This window comes from Pseudoxanthomonas sp. PXM01, assembly GCF_014851815.1.
Classification (GTDB): Bacteria; Pseudomonadota; Gammaproteobacteria; order Xanthomonadales; family Xanthomonadaceae; genus Pseudoxanthomonas_A.
This window is the reverse complement of the sequence record NZ_JACVAJ010000003.1, coordinates 530,001-549,129: the sequence shown is the minus strand read 5'-3', so window position 1 is coordinate 549,129 and position 19,129 is coordinate 530,001. Positions and strand designations below refer to the sequence as shown.

12 protein-coding genes, 1 tRNA gene, 2 rRNA genes and 1 pseudogene (1 of these 16 running past the window's edge) are annotated in these 19,129 nt (G+C 65.0%); 3 read left to right on the top strand and 13 right to left on the bottom strand.

Annotation, left to right across the window (positions count from 1 at the left end):
* Positions 1–276: pseudogene (locus IB230_RS19095) on the bottom strand (hypothetical protein); the annotation flags it as partial.
* 445 nt (positions 277–721) lie between these two features.
* Between IB230_RS19095 and IB230_RS19090 the strand changes: the two are divergent.
* Positions 722–2,908 carry a primosomal protein N' gene (locus tag IB230_RS19090; protein WP_225589665.1) on the top strand — a complete coding sequence of 729 codons (2,187 nt, stop codon included), beginning with the start codon at positions 722–724 and terminating at the stop codon, positions 2,906–2,908.
* Positions 2,908–4,227, top strand: coding sequence for an MFS transporter (locus tag IB230_RS19085; RefSeq protein WP_192274428.1), 1,320 nt, complete (start codon positions 2,908–2,910; stop codon positions 4,225–4,227). The genes IB230_RS19090 and IB230_RS19085 overlap by 1 nt, the downstream gene beginning before the upstream one ends.
* Before the next feature lie 10 nt (positions 4,228–4,237).
* Here IB230_RS19085 and IB230_RS19080 read toward each other — a convergent pair whose 3' ends face one another.
* The 4 genes from IB230_RS19080 to IB230_RS19065 all read right to left on the bottom strand — a co-directional run bounded on the left by IB230_RS19080 (position 4,238) and on the right by IB230_RS19065 (position 8,896).
* Positions 4,238–4,405 (bottom strand): hypothetical protein, encoded by a 168-nt coding sequence (locus IB230_RS19080; RefSeq protein ID WP_192274427.1) that lies wholly within the window; start codon positions 4,403–4,405, stop codon positions 4,238–4,240.
* Positions 4,406–4,422: 17 nt separating this feature from the next.
* Complete coding sequence (locus IB230_RS19075; protein WP_192274426.1) at positions 4,423–6,246, bottom strand: YadA-like family protein; 1,824 nt, start codon at positions 6,244–6,246, stop codon at positions 4,423–4,425.
* A 149-nt stretch (positions 6,247–6,395) separates the two neighbouring features.
* Positions 6,396–8,234, bottom strand: coding sequence for an ATP-binding protein (locus IB230_RS19960; protein ID WP_192274425.1), 1,839 nt, complete (start codon positions 8,232–8,234; stop codon positions 6,396–6,398).
* Complete coding sequence (locus IB230_RS19065; RefSeq protein ID WP_192274424.1) at positions 8,231–8,896, bottom strand: response regulator transcription factor; 666 nt, start codon at positions 8,894–8,896, stop codon at positions 8,231–8,233. Before IB230_RS19065 ends, IB230_RS19960 begins: the two co-directional genes overlap by 4 nt.
* 169 nt (positions 8,897–9,065) lie before the next feature.
* On the opposite strand from IB230_RS19065, the gene IB230_RS19060 reads away from it, so the two are divergent.
* Positions 9,066–10,343, top strand: coding sequence for an NAD(P)/FAD-dependent oxidoreductase (locus IB230_RS19060; protein ID WP_192274423.1), 1,278 nt, complete (start codon positions 9,066–9,068; stop codon positions 10,341–10,343).
* On the opposite strand, the gene IB230_RS19055 is transcribed toward IB230_RS19060, so the two are convergent.
* The 8 genes from IB230_RS19055 to IB230_RS19020 form a co-directional block, all read right to left on the bottom strand.
* A complete protein-coding gene (locus IB230_RS19055) occupies positions 10,316–10,819 on the bottom strand; it encodes a DUF1203 domain-containing protein (RefSeq protein WP_225589664.1) in 504 nt (167 codons plus the stop codon). The two genes, IB230_RS19060 and IB230_RS19055, sit on opposite strands and share 28 nt — an antisense overlap.
* 44 nt (positions 10,820–10,863) lie before the next feature.
* Positions 10,864–12,351, bottom strand: coding sequence for a hypothetical protein (locus IB230_RS19050; RefSeq protein ID WP_192274422.1), 1,488 nt, complete (start codon positions 12,349–12,351; stop codon positions 10,864–10,866).
* Positions 12,352–12,423: 72 nt separating this feature from the next.
* On the bottom strand, positions 12,424–13,302 hold the full coding sequence (gene rpoH, locus IB230_RS19045; protein WP_192274421.1) for an RNA polymerase sigma factor RpoH: 879 nt from the start codon (positions 13,300–13,302) through the stop codon (positions 12,424–12,426).
* 192 nt (positions 13,303–13,494) lie between these two features.
* The gene (locus tag IB230_RS19040; protein ID WP_192274420.1) at positions 13,495–14,340 is read right to left on the bottom strand and encodes a metal-dependent hydrolase; all 846 of its coding nucleotides are present in this window, start codon (positions 14,338–14,340) and stop codon (positions 13,495–13,497) included.
* Between the two features lie 72 nt (positions 14,341–14,412).
* The gene (locus tag IB230_RS19035; protein ID WP_192274461.1) at positions 14,413–15,639 is read right to left on the bottom strand and encodes a dipeptidase; all 1,227 of its coding nucleotides are present in this window, start codon (positions 15,637–15,639) and stop codon (positions 14,413–14,415) included.
* 94 nt (positions 15,640–15,733) lie between these two features.
* Positions 15,734–15,848: ribosomal RNA gene (gene rrf, locus IB230_RS19030) — 5S ribosomal RNA — on the bottom strand.
* Positions 15,849–15,974: 126 nt separating this feature from the next.
* Positions 15,975–18,853, bottom strand: a 23S ribosomal RNA gene (locus tag IB230_RS19025).
* A gap of 255 nt (positions 18,854–19,108) precedes the next feature.
* Positions 19,109–19,129 (bottom strand) — tRNA-Ile (locus tag IB230_RS19020) (it continues 56 nt past the right edge of the window).

Below are 19,129 nucleotides of genomic sequence, written 5' to 3'. Positions count from 1 at the left end.
CGCGGCGAAGGCGTCGGGCCAGCCGGCGCCGGGACCGTCGGCGCGCAGTTGCGGCGTCGCCGCCAGCAGCGCCCAGAAGCGCACCGGCCAGTCCGCCATCGGCAGCGCCGCGGCCTTGCCCCGGAACGCCCGCAGGGCGGCGGCGAGGGCGACGTCGCCCCGGTCGGCGTCGCCGCACTGCAACTCGGCGAACACGGCGCCGCGGCGTTCGCAGCCACGGAGGAACGCGGCAAGCGCGGGGGGTGCGGCAGGTGTCGGCGTGTCGGAAGCGGCCATCGTGGAACCGGTCTGGGATGCGTGGATCATAGTCACCCGTCGCGCCCGTACGGACGCTTGACAGCCTGTCGAAACCTGCTCTCCCCGGCGCCGCAAGGGTTTCCAAGAAAAACGTTGTGCACAGCAGTCACCAAATCGTCACGGGGCACCACCGGCACCTCTTCCCTCGCATTGTGTCAGCCGGGTTTCACGGCTAACTATATGATTCAAATAAGAAAAGCCTTGCTGGCACTTTTTTGACCAACCTGACCCTGATGCTTGCGGCAGCGTCATCGCGCCGTGAAGCATTCCCGCCATGCACAGATTTATCCACAGCACGTGTGGATAAATCGGAATCTCCTTCCGGGATCAGCACTTGCGTGAATTTCGTCAAGATTCTGACAGGACATGGATGCAACTGCGTGAGATGTTACCCGTGCCCGGACGGGCCGATACACTGCCCGGAATGTCAGCCGTTTCCGTCCTCCAGATCGCCCTGCCCGTGCCTCTGCCGCGGCTGTTCGACTACCTGCCCCCGCCCGGTCGCGAGGCCGCGCCCGGCGACGTCGGCAAGCGGGTGAAGGTGATGTTCGGCAACCGGGCGCTGACCGGCTTCGTCGCCGGGGTCGCTGCACCGGCCGACCCCGAGCTCGAGCTGCGCCCGGCCGATGCCCTGCTCGACGACACCCCGCTGCTGCACGGCGAGCCGCTGGACTCGCTGCACTGGCTGGCGCGCTACACCCATGCGCCGCTGGGCGAAGTGGTCGCGACCGCCCTGCCCGTCGTGCTGCGCCAGGGCGAGCCGTTGCCGGACACCCATGCCTGGCACTGGCGCCTGACCGAGGCCGGCCAGTTGCAGCGTGACCGCCTGCGGGCCGGCAGCCGGCCGCGCCGCCTCGCCGACCTGCTGGCTCAGCACACGTCCCTCGACGAAGACACGCTGGACCTGCACCTGGATGCGGGCCGCGCCACCGCCCGCGACCTGGGCAAGCGCGGCCTGGCCGAACGCTTTCCCGCGGCGGCGACACAGACGGCCCCCGCGCCGCGCCCCGGGCCCGCCCTCAACGACGAACAACAGGCAGCGGCCGACGCGATCGTCGGGACGACCGGCTTCGGTGCCCTGCTGCTCGATGGCGTGACCGGCAGCGGCAAGACCGAGGTCTACCTGCACGCGATCGCCGACTGCCTGCGGCGCGGCCGGCAGGCGCTGGTGCTGGTGCCGGAGATCGGCCTGACCCCGCAGACGCTGGCGCGCTTCCGCGAACGACTGGGCGTGCCGGTGCACGCGCTGCATTCCGGCCTCAACGACGGCGAGCGTGCGCGCACGTGGGCGGCCTGCCTGCGCGGCGAGGCGCGGGTGATCGTGGGAACGCGCTCGGCGGTGTTCACGCCGCTGCCGGAGGCCGGGCTGATCGTGATCGACGAGGAACACGACGGCAGCTACAAGCAGCAGGACGGCATCCGCTACCACGCGCGCGATTTCGCCCTGGTGCGCGGCAAGGCGCTCGACGTGCCCGTGGTGCTGGGCAGCGCCACGCCGTCACTCGAGACGCTGCACAACGCGCGCAGCGGCCGCTACGCGCACCTGCGGCTGTCGCGGCGTGCCGGCGAAGCGCAGCCGCCGTCGGTGCGCGTGCTGGACATGCGCAAGCGCGCGCAGCAGGCGGGCCTGCTGACGGACACGCTGCAGGCGATCCGCCAAGCGCTGGATGCCGGCGGCCAGGTGCTGGTGTTCAAGAACCGCCGCGGCTACGCGCCCGTGCTGCTGTGCCACGACTGCGGCTGGAGCGCGCACTGCAAACGTTGCGATAGCCCGATGACCGTGCACGCCGGCGGCAAGCGCCTGCAGTGCCATCACTGCGGCGCGCGCCAGGCGGCGCCGCCTGCGTGCCCCGATTGCGGCGGACTGGCGCTGCAACCGCAGGGCATCGGTACGGAACGACTCGAGGAGCTGCTGACCGAACAGTTCACCGACGTGCCAGTGCTGCGGGTGGACCGTGGCACCACCCAGAAGCGCGATGGCCTGGCGCAGCAACTGGCCAAGCTGGGCGACGCGCCCGGCATCCTGGTCGGCACGCAGATCCTCGCCAAGGGCCACGACCTGCCGCACCTCACGCGCGTGGCGGTGGTCGGCGTGGACGAAGGCCTGTTCTCCACCGATTTCCGCGCCGGCGAGAAGCTGGCGCAGCAGCTGATCCAGGTCGCGGGCCGCGCCGGCCGTGCCGGCAAGCGCGGCGATGTGTGGTTGCAGACCCATCATCCCGACCATCCGCTGTTGAACACGCTGATCAGCGGCGGCTACCACGCCTTCGCCGAGGCGGAACTGGAACAGCGACGCATGGCCGGCTTCCCGCCGTTCGCGCACCTGGCCCTGCTGCGTGCCGAAGCCCAGCACGCCGATGCCGCGCAGCAGTTCCTGCAGGCCGCGAAGCACGCGCTGCGCGCGCACGACGCCACGCTGGAGATGCACGGTCCGCTGCCGGCCCCGATGCCGCGCCGCGCCGGCCTGCATCGTGTCCACCTGCTGCTGTCCTCGCCGGATCGGCGCACGCTGCACCGCCTGCTGGATCTCGCCCTCCCTCACATCCATGCCCTGCCGGAGGCGCGCCGCACGCGCTGGTCGCTCGATATCGATCCCATGGACCTGTACTGATGACGACAGCCTCGCGTGCCACGCTCACTCCCGCCCAGCGCCTGCGCAGCATCTTCAGCGGTTCGGTCGGCAACCTGGTGGAGTGGTACGACTGGTACGTGTACGCGGCGTTCTCGCTGTACTTCGCCGAGGTGTTCTTCCCCGGCGGCGACCGCACCAGCCAGTTGCTGAAGACCGCGGCGATCTTCGCCGTGGGTTTCCTGATGCGTCCGCTCGGCGGTTGGCTGCTCGGCCGCTACGCCGACCGTCATGGCCGCAAGCGTGCGCTCATGCTGTCGGTGGTGATGATGTGCGGTGGCTCGCTGATCATCGCGTGCACGCCGGGCTACGCGACCATCGGCGTGGCCGCACCGATCCTGCTGGTGCTGGCGCGGCTGCTGCAGGGCCTGTCGGTCGGCGGCGAGTACGGCACGTCGGCGACGTATCTCAGCGAGATGGCCACGCGCGAGCGCCGCGGCTTCTGGTCCAGCTTCCAGTACGTGACGCTGGTGATGGGCCACCTGATCGCGCTGGCCGTGCTGATCGCCCTGCAGCGTGTGTTCCTGACCGACGAACAACTACGCGAGTGGGGCTGGCGCATCCCGTTCGCGATCGGCGCGGTGGCCGCGCTGGTGGCGTTGTGGCTGCGCCGGAACATGGTGGAAACCGAGTCGTTCCAGCGCAACGAAGCCACCGGCGCGGCGAACCAGCAGAAAGCCCAGGGCACGTTGCGCTCATTGATGCAGCACCCGCGCGCGGTGCTCTCGGTGATCGGCCTGACGATGGGCGGCACGCTGGCGTTCTACACGTACACCACCTACGTGCACAAATTCCTCGTCAACAGCGCCGGCATGGCCAGCGAGACAGCCAGCCTGATCAACGCGTCGACGCTGTTCCTGTATATGCTGCTGCAACCGGTCATCGGAGCGCTCTCTGACAAGGTCGGCAGGCGCCGCATCCTGATCGCGTTCGGCGTACTCGGCACGCTGTTCACCGTGCCGATCCTCAGCCAGCTGCAGGACGTGCAGAGCGCCACGCAGGCGTTCTGGCTGGTGATGGCCGCGCTGGTGATCGTCAGCGGCTACACCGCGATCAATGCCGTCGTGAAAGCGGAGCTGTTTCCGGTCGAGATCCGCGCGCTCGGCGTCGGCCTGCCGTATGCGCTGACGGTTGCGCTGTTCGGCGGCACCGCGGAATCCATCGCGCTGTGGTTCAAGAAGATCGGCCACGAAACCGGCTTCTACTGGTACGTCACCGCCTGCATCGCCTGTTCGCTGCTGGTCTACCTGTGGATGCCGGACACACGCGAGACGTCGCTGATCGATCGTGACCCGGACTGACGCCGCCCACCTACTGCGACGGCGACGGGTCCGCCAGCATCAGGGGCGGCAACGTCAGCGGCACGTCGCTGTCGACCAGGATCCATGGCACGGCGCACAGCCATGCCAGCAGCAGGAGCAGCGCGAACAGGAAGACCCCCTTGCCGGCGGGCTTCCTTGCAGATCGGATTCTCGACACCGTAAAGGCTCCGCGCATCACCAGCTGAAGCCGGCGCCTGCCGACACACTCTTCTCGCCGCCACCGAAGGCCGCGCCCAGCGACACGCTGGCACGGTTGCCGATCACGCGCTGGTAGCCCACCGCCATCGCCTGCTCGCCGCCCTGCGCGCCGATGCCCACGCCCACGCGATTCTTGCCGGCCAGGCCGGCGGTGTTCATCGCCATGCCCGCATAGGCACCACTCATGGCCGCCATCGTGTCAATACGGCGGTCCAGGTGGCTGATGCGACGGTCCACGTCGCCGCGGAAGGCGTTGAAGTCGTCGCTCAATCCCGTCAGCTCAGTGAAGCGCGCATCGGTGTAGGCGTTGGCGGAGGCCAGCGTGGTGGCGTCGCCAGCGTCGGCGTAGTCCTGCGCCGTGGCCAGCGTGGCCGCATCACCTGCGGTCATGTCGTTGCGCACGGCCGCTTCGCGGGTGTCGGTATAGCCATTGGCGGTCGCCAGCGTGGCGGCGTTGCCGGCGGCCATGTCGACGCGCACTGCTGCTTCGCGCGTGTCGGTGTAGCCATTTGCCGTCGCCAGCGTCGCCGCATCGCCCGCCGCCATGTCATTGCGCACCGCTGCTTCGCGGGTATCGGTGTAACCGTTCGCTGTCGCCAGCGTCGCTGCATCGCCTGCGGCCATATCGTTGCGCACCGCTGCTTCGCGCGTATCGGTGTAGCCATTCGCCGTCGCCAGCGTCGCCGCATCGCCCGCCGCCATGTCGTTGCGCACCGCCGCTTCGCGGGTATCGGTGTAACCGTTCGCTGTCGCCAGCGTGGCCGCATCGCCCGCGGCCATGTCGTCGCGCACAGCGGCCTCGCGCGTGTCGGTGTACCCATTCGCCGTCGTTACGGCGTTGCCCGCGGCATCCAATGCCGCATCCGCCGTCGCCTGGGCGGTGTTCGCGGTGGAAAGTGCCGTGTCGGCCGTCGCCTGTGCATTACCTGACGCGTCCAGTGCCGCATCGGCTGTCGTCTGCGCAACACCTGCGGCATCCAGTGCCGTATCGGCCGTCGCCTGCGCATCGTCTGCCGCATCCTGCGCCGCATCGGCCGTGTCTGCCACGGCATTCAGCTGTCCAACGTTGACCGCATCGGTGGTAGCGGTACCGGCCGAGACATTGGTGATCTGGCGTTGCTGGCCTGAAGAGCCGACCGAGACCACGTTCGCACGACCCTGATCGCTGCTGTTGTAGCCCAGCGCAACCGATCCACCTCCATTGGCCGATGCACCGGAGCCGAGCGCGACGTTGTTGTTGGTGCCACTGGCGCCCGATGGCGCAGAAAAACCGCAGCACATGTCCGAGCCCTGTCCGCCGGTGCCAGCACTGCTTCCGTTGCCGATCGCCACGTTGTTGTTGCCGCCTGCCCCGCCCGAGCCGCCGGTGCCGCCTGCGGAACCGTCGCCTGCCGCGCCGCCGTTGCCTGCACTACTGTTCGCGCCCAGCGCCAGGTTCCCTGCGCCACCCGCGCCGCCCGCGCCGCCTGTGCCGCCGGCAGTGCCGCTCGCACCCTGACCGCCATTGCCTGCACCGCTGTTTTCGCCTATGGCGACGTTGCCGGTTTCGTTGCCTGCCCCGCCGGGCGAGGACGACCAGCCTGGACTAGCCGGACCGTTGCTGCCATTCGCGCCCACCGTGCTACCCGGCATGCATGCCATGCCGCCGCTGGCCGTGTTCTGGCTGCACGGCTGCGTCGGTGTAGTACCACCGACCACTTGGGCGTCGGCCGACATCGTCGACAGAAGCAGGCTGCCGCCCGCAACGAGCGGCAGCATGAAGTGACGGACAGCAGTGATGTTGCGGTGATACGTGCGCATGGCGATGCCCCCTGTGGCATACCGCCGGCCGCCGCGCCCACGGCGCAGCCACCCACCGGCGACGATGGCGCACACGGTAGGTGCCGCCTCCCGGCAGAGGTATCCCTGAAATCAGGTAGGGCGCGATGGCACCACCATCGGGACAGCGCTCAGGCAGCCAGCGGCAGATCCAGCTCCAAGGTTGTGCCTTTACCGTCGGAAGCGTCCCCAATTCGCAGCTCCCCTCCCAGCCGCTGGGCACGGTGGCGCATGCTGGCCAGGCCGGCGCCACCGGCCCGCCCCTGCGCGGGCGCGAGCGCCGCTCCCACCAGACCGATGCCATCGTCGCGCACGCGCAGCGTCAGGCGACTGCCGGCACGCTGCAGCTGGATGTCCACGCGCGCTGCACGGCTGTGCTTGAACACGTTCGTCAGCGCCTCCTGCAGCAACCGCAACAGGTCCAGGCTGCGGCCAGGGCCCAACTGCAGGCCCTCCAGTCCGTCCACCTGCCAATGCGCGTCGATGTCCGCGGCTTCCAGCAGGCGACTGGCGCGATGGCGCAACGGAGCGATCAGCGTGGCCAGGTCGGCCTGCTCCTGCGCGGTGGTATCGATGACAAGCCGCAGGTCGTCGCGCATGTCCTTCAACAGGTCGACCACGTCGGCCTTCAGCGTGTCGTCCGGTGCCTGCTGCAAACGGGTGATGGCGCCCACCAGCGTGCTGCCGAAGCCATCGTGCAGATCGCGCACCAGCTGCAGGCGCTCGCCCGCGCGGCTGTGCGCCAACGCCAGCGCGTGCTGCTGGTTGAGCGTGTCGGCCAGCGTCGTGGTGGCGGCCTGCACCTCGCGCTGCAGTTCGGCGTTGAAGCCTTCCACCCGCTTCATGGTCTGCGCGAAGCGATAGGCCAGCACAAACCCCATGCCGAGCAGCATCACCGGCGATGTGAACGATCCCAGATAGCTCACGCCGCCGTACCAGCCCATGTACACGCCGAGGTCGTGCAGCGACACCAGCAAGGGCACGCTGATGCAGGCCGCGAGCACCTGGTAGTCGCGTCGGCCGCTGCGCAGCGCGAAGACGACGAACACGCCGCTGACCACGTACAGGAACAGGATGGTCGGGGTCACGTACAGATTGCGCAGCGGCCCCATCCACTGCGGAAGCAGCAGCGCCAGCACGGCCACCACGCCCGCCAATGCCAGCAGTACCCGCTCGAAGCGCGGCCATCGCCGCTCCGAGAACCGCAGCAGGAAGATGGTGTGGGTGGCGGCGGACGCCACGAAGACCGCCGCGATGAAGGCCTGCCAGCCATCCGTCGTGCGGAATGGCCACGGGCTGCCGGCGATGAAGTTCCAGTCGTACAACCTGCCGAAGATCGCACTCAGCGCGTACCAACCGTACAGCGTGTCCTGGGGCCGCAGCAGCCAGAAGATGCCGATCATCGCCGCCAGCACCAACCCCACGGCCGCGTCGAATATCTGCATGTCGCGCCGTGCGAAACGCTCCCGCTCGTATTGGCCGCGCAAGGCGACGGGATCGCCCACGCTGACGGTGCCGAACGCGGGCTGGTAGGCGGCCAGGCCGGACACCCGCACGAGCAGTTCGTTCTGTCCTTCGCGCAGCAGCGCTGGCGGCACCGTGTAGTAGCGGGGTACATGCCACTTGCGCGACAGCGGCTCCACCAGCGAGGCGTCCCGGTCGATCGGCTGGCCATTGAGGGAGACGGCGGCGGCCAGGCATGTGTAGTCGAGCAGCAGCCCGACTGGGTTCGACGTATCAGCCTGCTGCCAGCGGACGCGATACCACACGACGCCATCATGATCCGGCCAGCGCGTCTCCCACAGGTCGCGCAGCGCAACCGGGACCCACCCGTCCTCGGGGGGCGCCTGAGTTGACCAGTCCGACCGAACGGCTTCCGCGTGGTCGATCCGGACGATGTCCTGTGCCTGCGCTGGCAGCATCGCGATCACTGCCAGCAGGGCAACCAGGCACCGGACGATGCGCCTCACTTCAGCAGGCCTCGTGCGCGCGCCTCGTACACGGCTTCGGTCCGCGACCCGACGGCCAGCTTGCGGTAGATGTTCTTGACGTGGCTTTCGATGGTCAGCCGCGACAACGCCACCAGCTCGGCAATCTCGCGATTGGTGAATCCCTGCGCCACCAGCTGCACGATCTCCTGCTCGCGCGGCGACAGCAGCGGCACAGCGGACGGGGGCACCACGGCATCGTCGCTCGCAGACAGCAGGGCCAAGATGCGACGCGCGATGGACGGATCGATCGGGGCGCCGCCGCGCTGCAGGCTCTTCAGCGACATCAGCAGCTCTTCGTCGTCACGCTCTTTGAGGAGATAGCCCACGGCGCCCGCGCGCAGCGCGGCCAGCACGCTTTCCTCTTCCGCGAACGAGGACACGATGACAGCGGCAAGGTCGGGACAATGCGTGCGCATCCAGCCGATCAGCGCATTGCCGTCGCCGTCGGTCAGATACATGTCGACGAGTGCCAGCGTGTACGGGTAGGCCTGCAGTCGCGTGCGCGCCGCGTCGAGCGTCTCGACGACGTCGATGCGCGCGTCGCCGGCCAGTGTCGCCACCAGTCGTTGCAGGCGCCGTCCGGCATGAAGGTTGTCTTCCACGATCAGCACATCCGACAGTGCGATCGGCTGCGTATCCATGCGTACCCAACAGACGATGACCGCTTCAGTTTAGCGTTGCACTCCCTTCCGCAGCTACCCGGTGACGTAAATGCAGGAACGTTCGCCCGGAGCGCGCGCGCCAGGCTCCGTCTCGCACATGCGACAATCCCACTCAGGCGCCACGCAACCCGTGGCCGCGGGAAACGGCATGCAGGCAGCACACCATTTCGTCATCGTCGGCGGGGGTTTCGCCGGTCTCTGGGCCACGCGCGCCCTGGCGTCGGCGCCGGTACGCATCACCCTGATCGACCGGCACAACCACCACCTGTTCCAGCCGCTGCTGTACCAGGTGGCGACCGCCGGCCTGTCCGCGCCTGATATCGCCGCGCCGCTGCGCCACATCCTGCGCAAGCAGGACAACGTGGAAGTGCGGTTGGCCGAGGTGGCATCCATCGCCCCGCACGACAAGCAGGTCGTGCTCGCCGACGGCACGACGATCGCGTTCGATACCCTGCTGCTGGCGACCGGCGCGACACACGCCTACTTTGGCCACGACGAATGGGCGCAGCACGCACCGGGGCTCAAGACACTCGACGACGCGTTGCAGCTACGCCGGCACCTGCTGCTCGCGTTCGAACACGCGGAAGCCGAAACCGACCCCGCCAAGCGCGCCGCGTGGCTCAGCTTCGCCATCGTCGGCGGTGGACCGACCGGCGTCGAACTGGCGGGCACGCTGGCGGAAATCGCGCGCCACACGCTGAAGAACGAGTTCCGCCGCATCGATCCCTCGCAGGCCCGCGTGCGGCTGGTCGAAGCCGGTCCGCGCGTGCTGGCTTCGTTCCCCGAAGCACTGTCGGACAAGGCCCGCAAGCAGCTCGAGAAGCTGGGTGTGGAAGTCGTCACCGGTACGCCGGTCAGCGACATCACCGACGAGGGTTATCAGTTGGGTGAGACCTTCGTGCCGGCGAAGACCGTGGTGTGGGCCGCCGGCGTGGCGGCATCGCCGCTCGCAGGTTCGCTCGGCGCGCCGCTGGATCGCGCGGGACGCGTGCAGGTGCAGCCGGACCTCAGCGTGCCGGCGCATCCGGACATCTTCGTCGCCGGTGACCTGGCGGCGGTGACCTCGGATGGACGGCCCGTCCCCGGTGTGGCGCCGGCAGCCAAGCAGATGGGCCGGCATGTGGCACAGGTGCTGCGCGCACGGCTCTCCGGTGGCGCGTTACCCGGCGCTTTCCGCTATCAGGACTACGGCAACCTCGCCACGATCGGCCGCATGGCGGCGGTGGTGGATTTCGGTCGACTGAAGTTCTCCGGCCTGCTGGCGTGGTGGTTCTGGCTGACCGCGCACGTGTTCTTCCTGATCGGCTTCCGCAACCGCCTGGTCGTGCTGCTGAACTGGTTCTGGGCCTACTGGAGCTACCAGCGCGGCGCGCGGATCATCCTGGGCAAGGACGAGGATCAGGCCGGATCGACGCGGCAGGCATAGCAACCGGGGCGCGCGTTATGCACGTGCAGGTAGGCGACGCCTGGCAGGTCGAGCAGGCGTTGCAGGTGTGGCGCGGCATCGACGCCTTCCACCACGTCGGCATCGCGCATCTGCCCTTCCGCATCATAGGCGCGCAATGACAACAGCCGACGCGGGAACGAAGGCGGCAGCTCGTCGCGGAACTCGGCCACACCGCCGCTGAGTGCGACTTCGCGCACGTAGATCGGACCACTCGCACGGTAGGGACCGGAGACATCATGGTGCAGGAACGGAAGCAGCAGCAGGGTTTCGCCCTGCCGTGCATCCTGCAGCGTGACGCGACAAGGGAAACCGCGGTCGGCATCGGCAACGACGCGACGGATGTTGCGTGCGGCCAGTGCAGCATCGTCGAGGGCGAACAGCGGCTGGAAGGGTTCGGGCGAGAGCCCACGGATCACGAACGACATGGCATCACGCTCACGGAGACGGGATGCCATGTTCGTGCCGCCGGGTGGGCGACGCTATCCGGATCTTGCGCGGCTCACTTCCCGCCCAGCGGATACCGCTTGCCGTCCGCCATCACGAGTTCGCCTTCGCCAATGCGCTCGTTGTCGGCATCGACGGTGATGAACTCGGCTTCGAGTCGACCGGCGCCCTTGCTGCCCTTCAGGTCGAAGACATAGCGCTCGCCTTCCGCGGCCCATGAGGCATCGCGGTCGAACGCCGCTTCGCGGATGTCGCCGATATGGCGCTGCACGACCGGGTGCGCCTGCATCGCCGCATTGGCCTGCAGCACGAAGATCCCGTCCTGGCGCGCAAAGGTCTCAGGCACCTCGCCGCGATCCGCATCGGTGCGTGGCACCGCGAGTTCGCCTTCCATCGGCGGCTCGCCTTCGAACGCGATCTCGCGGCCGTCCGCCAGCGTCAGCACGCCCTTGCCCAGCCGCTCGGTATCGGCATCCACCGTGATGAACTCGGCAAGGATGCGGCCGCGCCCCTTGTCGCCGACCAGCGTGAAGACGAACTCGTCCGCGCCCTCGGCTTCACCGGTTCCCAGCACGTCCATGTCGAACGCGCTCAACGTACCGATGTGCTGTTGCACCAACGGGTAGCGCTGTACGGCGACGCGCGCCTGCCGGGTGAAGATGTTGTCGCCTGCGAACAGGTCGGTGGCGTCGATGCCGTCCTCCGGCTCGTCTTCGCCGCGAGGCTCGCCTTCGAACGACAGCTTGCGTCCATTGGCCAGCGTCAGCACGCCCTTGCCGAGTCGCTCGGTGTCGGCGCTGACGGTGATGAAATCGGCCTCGAGGCGGCCGCGGCCCTTGTCGCCGGCGACGTCGAACACGAATGTGTTCATGCCCGGCGCAGCACCGGTGGCATCACTGTCGATCTCGAACGTGGCGATCTGGCCGATGTGCTGGCGGATCAGCGGATAGCGCTGCGCCGCCTCCTGCGCCTGGCGGATGAAGAGGCCGGCACCGGCTTCGACGTCTTCCTCCTCGTCGTGACCGTGCTCCTCGCCTTCCGCGGCCAGCGCGTCGGCGTCGCCTTCGATCTCGTGGCGGGCGCCATCGGCCATGACCAGCATGCCGGGCCCCAGCGCTTCCTGCGTGGGACTGACGGTGATGAAGCGCGCGGTGACGCGCCCTTTGCCGCGACTGCCTTCGACGTCGAACACCAGCACGTCCGGGCCGGGCTCGTCCATGCTCGCCGCGTCGTCGAGCGCGACCTTGCGGATCGCACCCAGGTGCGCAGCGACCACCGGATCCACCTGCATCGCCGCACGGGCTTGTGCATCGTATTCTTCGCGATCGATGGAGAACCGGACGCCCTCTGCCGGGGTGGATTTCGTGTTGCCGTCATCGGCCAAGCCCGCTGCGGCCATGCCGGTCGACATCGTCAGGCCGCACGCCATCACCAGCCCCCACGCGAACAGCGTCCGCCGCTTGTTGCCCCACCCCACCATGCCCTGCTCCTTCTGGTTGTCATGCCGCCGCTGGCGGGTCGCGGCGTAGTGGAGCACATCCACCGACGAGCACGCCACAAAAGCGAAGAGGCCCCATCGGGGGCCTCTTCGACATCACATCACGGAGAAGGAAGATCAGGCGGCGAACAACGCCTTCATCTTCTTCAGCGCGTTGGCTTCGACCTGGCGGACGCGCTCGGCGGAAATACCGTACTCGTCGGCCAGTTCCTGCAGCGTGACCTTGCTTTCGCCATCCAGCCAGCGCCGCTTGATGATGTCACGCGAACGCTCATCCAGGTTCGCCAAGCCTTCGCGCAACAGCTCCATCTGGTTGTCTTCGCTGTCCGCACGCTCGTAGGCCTGCGACGGATCCTCGTCGCGCGCGACCAGATAGCTGGCCGGTGACGGCGGTGCGTGCTCCTCATCCTCGTCCGACGGCGCATCGAAACCGATGTCGCGACCGGACAGGCGCGCCTCCATCTCCAGCACTTCGCGCTCGGACACGTTGAGGTCCTTGGCGATGACGCTGACTTCTTCGGCGTTCATCCAGCCCAGGCGCGTCTTGGACTTGCGCAGGTTGAAGAACAGCTTGCGTTGCGCCTTGGTCGTGGCGACCTTCACGATGCGCCAGTTCTTCAGGATGAACTCGTGCATTTCGGCACGGATCCAGTGCACCGCGAAGCTCACCAGGCGCACGCCCATGTCGGGATCGAAGCGCTTCACCGCCTTCATCAGGCCGATGTTGCCTTCCTGGATCAGGTCGCCGAGCGGCAGGCCGTAACCGTTGTAGCCACGCGCCACATGCACGACGAAACGCAGGTGCGAATGCACCAGCTCGCGGGCAGCGTCGAGGTCTTCTTCCTCGCGGTAACGGTTGGCGAGCGCGCGCTCGTCTTCCACCGTCAGCACCGGAATCTGGTGCACGGCGCTGATGTAGGCGTCGAGCGAACCCAGGGCGCTGGGGATCGGCAGGTTGTTGGTGACCAGGGCGGTAGTGGGGGTGTTCTGGCTCATGGGCATGGATGTTAGCAGTCGGGGGGTTCGACTGCTAACCGTGCCGGAAGTTCCGTATTGTTCCAGCAGTGCAACGAACCGCCGTTGATCCGGCTCGTGCGCAGCCACCTTTGCAATCAACGGCTTGCAGACATTATTGTCCGCCCTTGCCATCCCCTGAGGTCCGACGGGTAGGGGAGAATGGGCTTTCGTTCAGGTCCGCAGCGGCATCGGCATGACGGAAGGCGGCTCGGCCGTCGCCTGCCGCTGCAGCACCGTGGCGGCCATGGCATCGGCGTCCGCCGCCAGACGGGAAGGATGGAAGCCGGGGCGCAGGTAGTCCGTCAAATGCCGCAGTGTCCGCCGGCCCATTCTGTGCCCGGCGCCGAAATGGTGCGTCAGCTGGCGCCACGTGGCCAACCGCAACAGCCGGCGATCCTGCACCAGCAGCGACGCGGCCAGTCCCATGAGCAGCAAATAAAAGAGCGAGATGGTCATCACCGCACCCAACATCCGTACGGGATAGCGGGGAGAGACCGCCTGAAGCAGGTCGAACGCCACCGCCCGGTGCTCGATCTCCTCGGCGAAATGCCATTCCATCAGGTCGCGCACGCGCGGATCGGCATCCGCAAGGATGGATTGCGTCAGGAACTCGTAGCCGAGAAAGGCATTGATGTGTTCGACACAACTCACCAGCGACACGCGCAACCACAGCGGCGCGATCCGATCCATCACACGGAAGATGCCCCGGTCGACCATGCGTTCTATACCCCGATACGCGTAGCCCTGCACATCCAGATTCTGCCAGTAACGCTTGTGCGCAACGCCATGCTGCGCTTCCTGGCGGATGAACGCCTGGCAGCGCTGCCGCAGGACGTCGCTTCGCAACTCCGGCAGGCAGGCATTGAGCGTGCGGATATAGAAGGCTTCATTGGCCGGCACCAAGATGGTGTAGGCGTTGAGCAGCGACGAAACGACTTCATTCTCCGGCAACCAGTGCCGGGGAACGTCACGGGGAAACGCGGCGGTGAAGCGCCTGGCAGTGATCGATTCTTCCATGATGCCTCCCTCTTAGGGCCACCCGTCCGAACGTCGCTCCTCGCGCCGCATTCCGCCACGACGCAGACGGCGTCAGCCGTCTGACGAAGCGACCGCCTGCGCCTCCCTGATGACGCGCAAGAGATTGCCACTCCATATCTTCCGAACATCCTGCTCCGTGTAGCCGGCCGCCAGCAGCGCTTCGGTGATCTTGGGCAACGCGCTGACGTCTTCCAGCCCTGCCACGCCGCCGCCACCGTCCCAGTCAGCACCGATGCCGACATGATCCACGCCGGCCACCTTCAGGATGTGAAGCACGTGCGCCATGTAGTTGTCGAAGGTCGCCCGCTCGACCGGATAGCGCTCCTCGATCGCCCTCCGTTCCGCCAGATAAGTCGGAACACGATCCACCGCGAGCCGGCTCTCGGGTCCGTACTTCTCGCCGAGGGCATCCATGGCTGTCTCGCGCTCGCGGATCTTCGGGATGTCGATCAGGTAGCCACCGTACGCATTGACGTGGATGACGCCACCTTTCGCCGCGAGTTGGCGAAGCCGGGCGTCATCGATGTTCCGCGGATGGTCGTACAGGGCATCCGCACTCGTATGCGAGAGCACGATCGGAGCTCGCGACAAGGCGAGCAGCTGATCGAACACCGCATCGCTGGCGTGCGATGCATCCAGCACGATGCCCAAGCGATTGGCCTCCTGTACGAGCGCCCGACCCGCGGGACTCAAGCCATTCCATTCCGCTCCCGCTGGATCCGTCGACGAGTCGCCGAAATCGTTGTTGCGCACATGCGTGATACCCAGCATTCGCAGGCCAAGCCGGTGATAAGCAGTAAGCAGGCTGGGATCCTTCGCCAACGGCGCCGCGTTCTCCATGCTGATGAAGGACACACGCTTGCCCGCCGCCGCGATGCGTTCCGCATCGTCTGCGGTGAGCGCAAGTTCCATCTCGCCGGGGTGGGCCGCGAGCATCTCGTGGATGCTCACCAGGCGATCCAGCCCATGGTCGCGCGCCACCCGCTTCCCGGCATCGTCGCGGGCGCCCTGCGGCGTGTAGATGACCCAGAATCCGCCGTCCAGTCCACCGGACTTCATCCGCGGAAGGTCGACTTGCGACAGATCGCCTTCGTGCTGATGGTTGTCGGCGATGCTCCAGCCTGGCCGACGGAAGTTGGCCGGCGTATCCAGATGGGTATCCAGCACCAGAGCGTCGTCATGCACACGGCGCGCCTCTCTGGATGCGTCTTCCGCTGCAGCACTATCGAAGCAGATCATTGCCAGCGCACTGACCAACGCTATCCGATACAACGTCATGCATCCGCCCCTCGGTGAGATGAAATCCGATTGTTGGCGAAACGCGAGCAAGAAAAAACCCCCAGCCTTGCGGCTGGGGGTTTTGGGGTAAAGCCCCTGGCGATGACCTACTCTTGCATGGCTTAAGCCACACTACCATCGGCGCGGCTGCGTTTCACTTCCGTGTTCGGGATGGGAACGGGTGGGACCACAGCGCTAATTTCACCAGGGAGAGGGTTGGAGCGTCGCCATCCAAGGAACGGATTAAGGCGCCAATCTCTCATAGGGTCTTGTGACGTAGCGGGCATTGGATTTTCTCTGACGATATCGTCGAGTCCAAGGCCACTTGAGGTTATATGGTCAAGCCGCACGGATCATTAGTATCAGTTAGCTCAATGGGTTGCCCCACTTACACACCTGACCTATCAACCACCTAGTCTTGATGGTTCCTTTAGGGGGCTTGTGCCCCGGGAGATCTCATCTTGAGGCGCGCTTCCCGCTTAGATGCTTTCAGCGGTTATCGCTTCCGAACATAGCTACCCGGCAATGCCACTGGCGTGACAACCGGAACACCAGAGGTTCGTCCACTCCGGTCCTCTCGTACTAGGAGCAGCCCCTCTCAAATCTCCAACGCCCATGGCAGATAGGGACCGAACTGTCTCACGACGTTCTGAACCCAGCTCGCGTACCACTTTAAATGGCGAACAGCCATACCCTTGGGACCGACTACAGCCCCAGGATGTGATGAGCCGACATCGAGGTGCCAAACACCGCCGTCGATATGAACTCTTGGGCGGTATCAGCCTGTTATCCCCGGAGTACCTTTTATCCGTTGAGCGATGGCCCTTCCATACAGAACCACCGGATCACTAAGTCCTACTTTCGTACCTGCTTGATCCGTCGATCTCGCAGTCAAGCACGCTTATGCCTTTGCACACAGTGCGCGATGTCCGACCGCGCTGAGCGTACCTTCGAGCTCCTCCGTTACTCTTTGGGAGGAGACCGCCCCAGTCAAACTACCCACCATACATGGTCCCCGATCCGGATTACGGACCTAGGTTAGAACGTCAAGCACATCAGGGTGGTATTTCAAGGTTGGCTCCACCTCAGCTAGCGCCAAGGTTTCATAGCCTCCCACCTATCCTACACAGACGAACTCAACGTTCAATGTAAAGCTATAGTAAAGGTTCACGGGGTCTTTCCGTCTTGCCACGGGAACGCTGCATCTTCACAGCGATTTCAATTTCACTGAGTCTCGGGTGGAGACAGCGCCGCTGTCGTTACGCCATTCGTGCAGGTCGGAACTTACCCGACAAGGAATTTCGCTACCTTAGGACCGTTATAGTTACGGCCGCCGTTTACTGGGGCTTCGATCAAGAGCTTCGCCTTGCGGCTGACCCCATCAATTAACCTTCCAGCACCGGGCAGGCGTCACACCCTATACGTCCACTTTCGTGTTTGCAGAGTGCTGTGTTTTTGATAAACAGTCGCAGCGGCCTGGTTTCTGCGACCCCCCTCAGCTATAGCCCGCATGGGCCACCAAAGAGGGTGCACCTTCTCCCGAAGTTACGGTGCCATGTTGCCTAGTTCCTTCACCCGAGTTCTCTCAAGCGCCTGAGAATTCTCATCCTACCCACCTGTGTCGGTTTACGGTACGGTCTGCGTGAGCTGAAGCTTAGGAGCTTTTCCTGGAAGCGTGGTATCAGTGACTTCGTCCTAAAGGACTCGTCTCGGTGCTCGGTCTTAAAGGATCCCGGATTTGCCAAAGATCCAAACCTACCGCCTTTCCCCGGGACAACCAACGCCCGGTACACCTAACCTTCTCCGTCCCTCCATCGCACTCACGCGAGGTGCAGGAATATTAACCTGCTTCCCATCGACTACGGCTTTCGCCCTCGCCTTAGGGACCGACTAACCCTGCGTCGATTAACGTTGCGCAAGGAAACCTTGGGCTTTCGGCGTGCGGGCTTTTCACCCGCATTATCGTTACTCATGTCAGCATTCGCACTTCCGATACCTCCAGCAGCCTTCTCAAGCCACCTTCGCAGGCTTACGGAACGCTCCTCTACCGCGCATAACAAAGTTATGCACCCCAAGCTTCGGTTTCGTGCTTAGCCCCGTTAAATCTTCCGCGCAGACCGACTCGACCAGTGAGCTATTACGCTTTCTTTAAAGGGTGGCTGCTTCTAAGCCAACCTCCTGGCTGTCTGTGCCTTTCCACATCGTTTTCCACTTAGCACGAAATTTGGGACCTTAGCTGTGGGTCTGGGTTGTTTCCCTTTTCACGACGGACGTTAGCACCCGCCGTGTGTCTCCCGTACATTCTGTCTTGGTATTCGGAGTTTGCCATGGTTTGCTAAGACGCGATGTCCCGCTAGCCATAACAGTGCTCTACCCCCAAGAAGATTCATACGAGGCGCTACCTAAATAGCTTTCGAGGAGAACCAGCTATCTCCGGGTTCGATTAGCTTTTCACTCCTAATCACACCTCATCCCCTACCTTTGCAACGGGAGTGGGTTCGGGCCTCCAGTACCTGTTACGGCACCTTCACCCTGGGCATGACTAGATCACCCGGTTTCGGGTCTACTGCCCGCGACTATGCGCCCTTATCAGACTCGGTTTCCCTTCGCCTCCCCTATACGGTTAAGCTTGCCACGAACAGTAAGTCGCTGACCCATTATACAAAAGGTACGCAGTCACCCTTGCGGGCTCCTACTGCTTGTACGCACACGGTTTCAGGATCTATTTCACTCCCCTCTCCGGGGTTCTTTTCGCCTTTCCCTCACGGTACTGGTTCACTATCGGTCGGTCAGGAGTATTTAGCCTTGGAGGATGGTCCCCCCATGTTCAGACAGGGTTTCTCGTGCCCCGCCTTACTCGTCTTCACTGAAAAGGTCTTTTCGAATACCGGGCTGTCACCGTCTATGGCCAGTCTTTCCAGACTGTTCTTCTAAAACCAATCCAGCTTAAGGGCTGGTCCCCGTTCGCTCGTCACTACTCAGGGAATCTCGGTTGATTTCTTTTCCTCCGGTTACTTAGATATTTCAGTTCACCGGGTTTGCTTCCAGCAGCTATGTATTCACTGCAGGATACTGCCGAAGCAGTGGGTTTCCCCATTCGGACATTACGGGATCAATGCTTGTTGCCAGCTCCCCCGCACTTTTCGCAGGCTGCCACGTCCTTCATCGCCTCTGACCGCCAAGGCATCCACCGTGTGCGCTTATTCGCTTGACCATATAACCCCAAGTCGCCTCGGAGTTACATGCCGTGTTAATGGGGTACAAAGCCATTAACGCGAACATACGACTCAATTTATTAGGGACTCGAAGTCCCCGCCTTAGCCTCAACGACACGTCTAGATGAAAATCTAAAACGCTCGCTACGTCACAAGTTGTTAAAGAACACGAAGCCGGCTTCAGCGCCGATCCGTTTCAAAATAATCTTTTAGTGTGCGATTGCAGGTTTCAGAAGTAATAGCCAGCCTGGTTTTGGTGGGTCTGGGAGGACTCG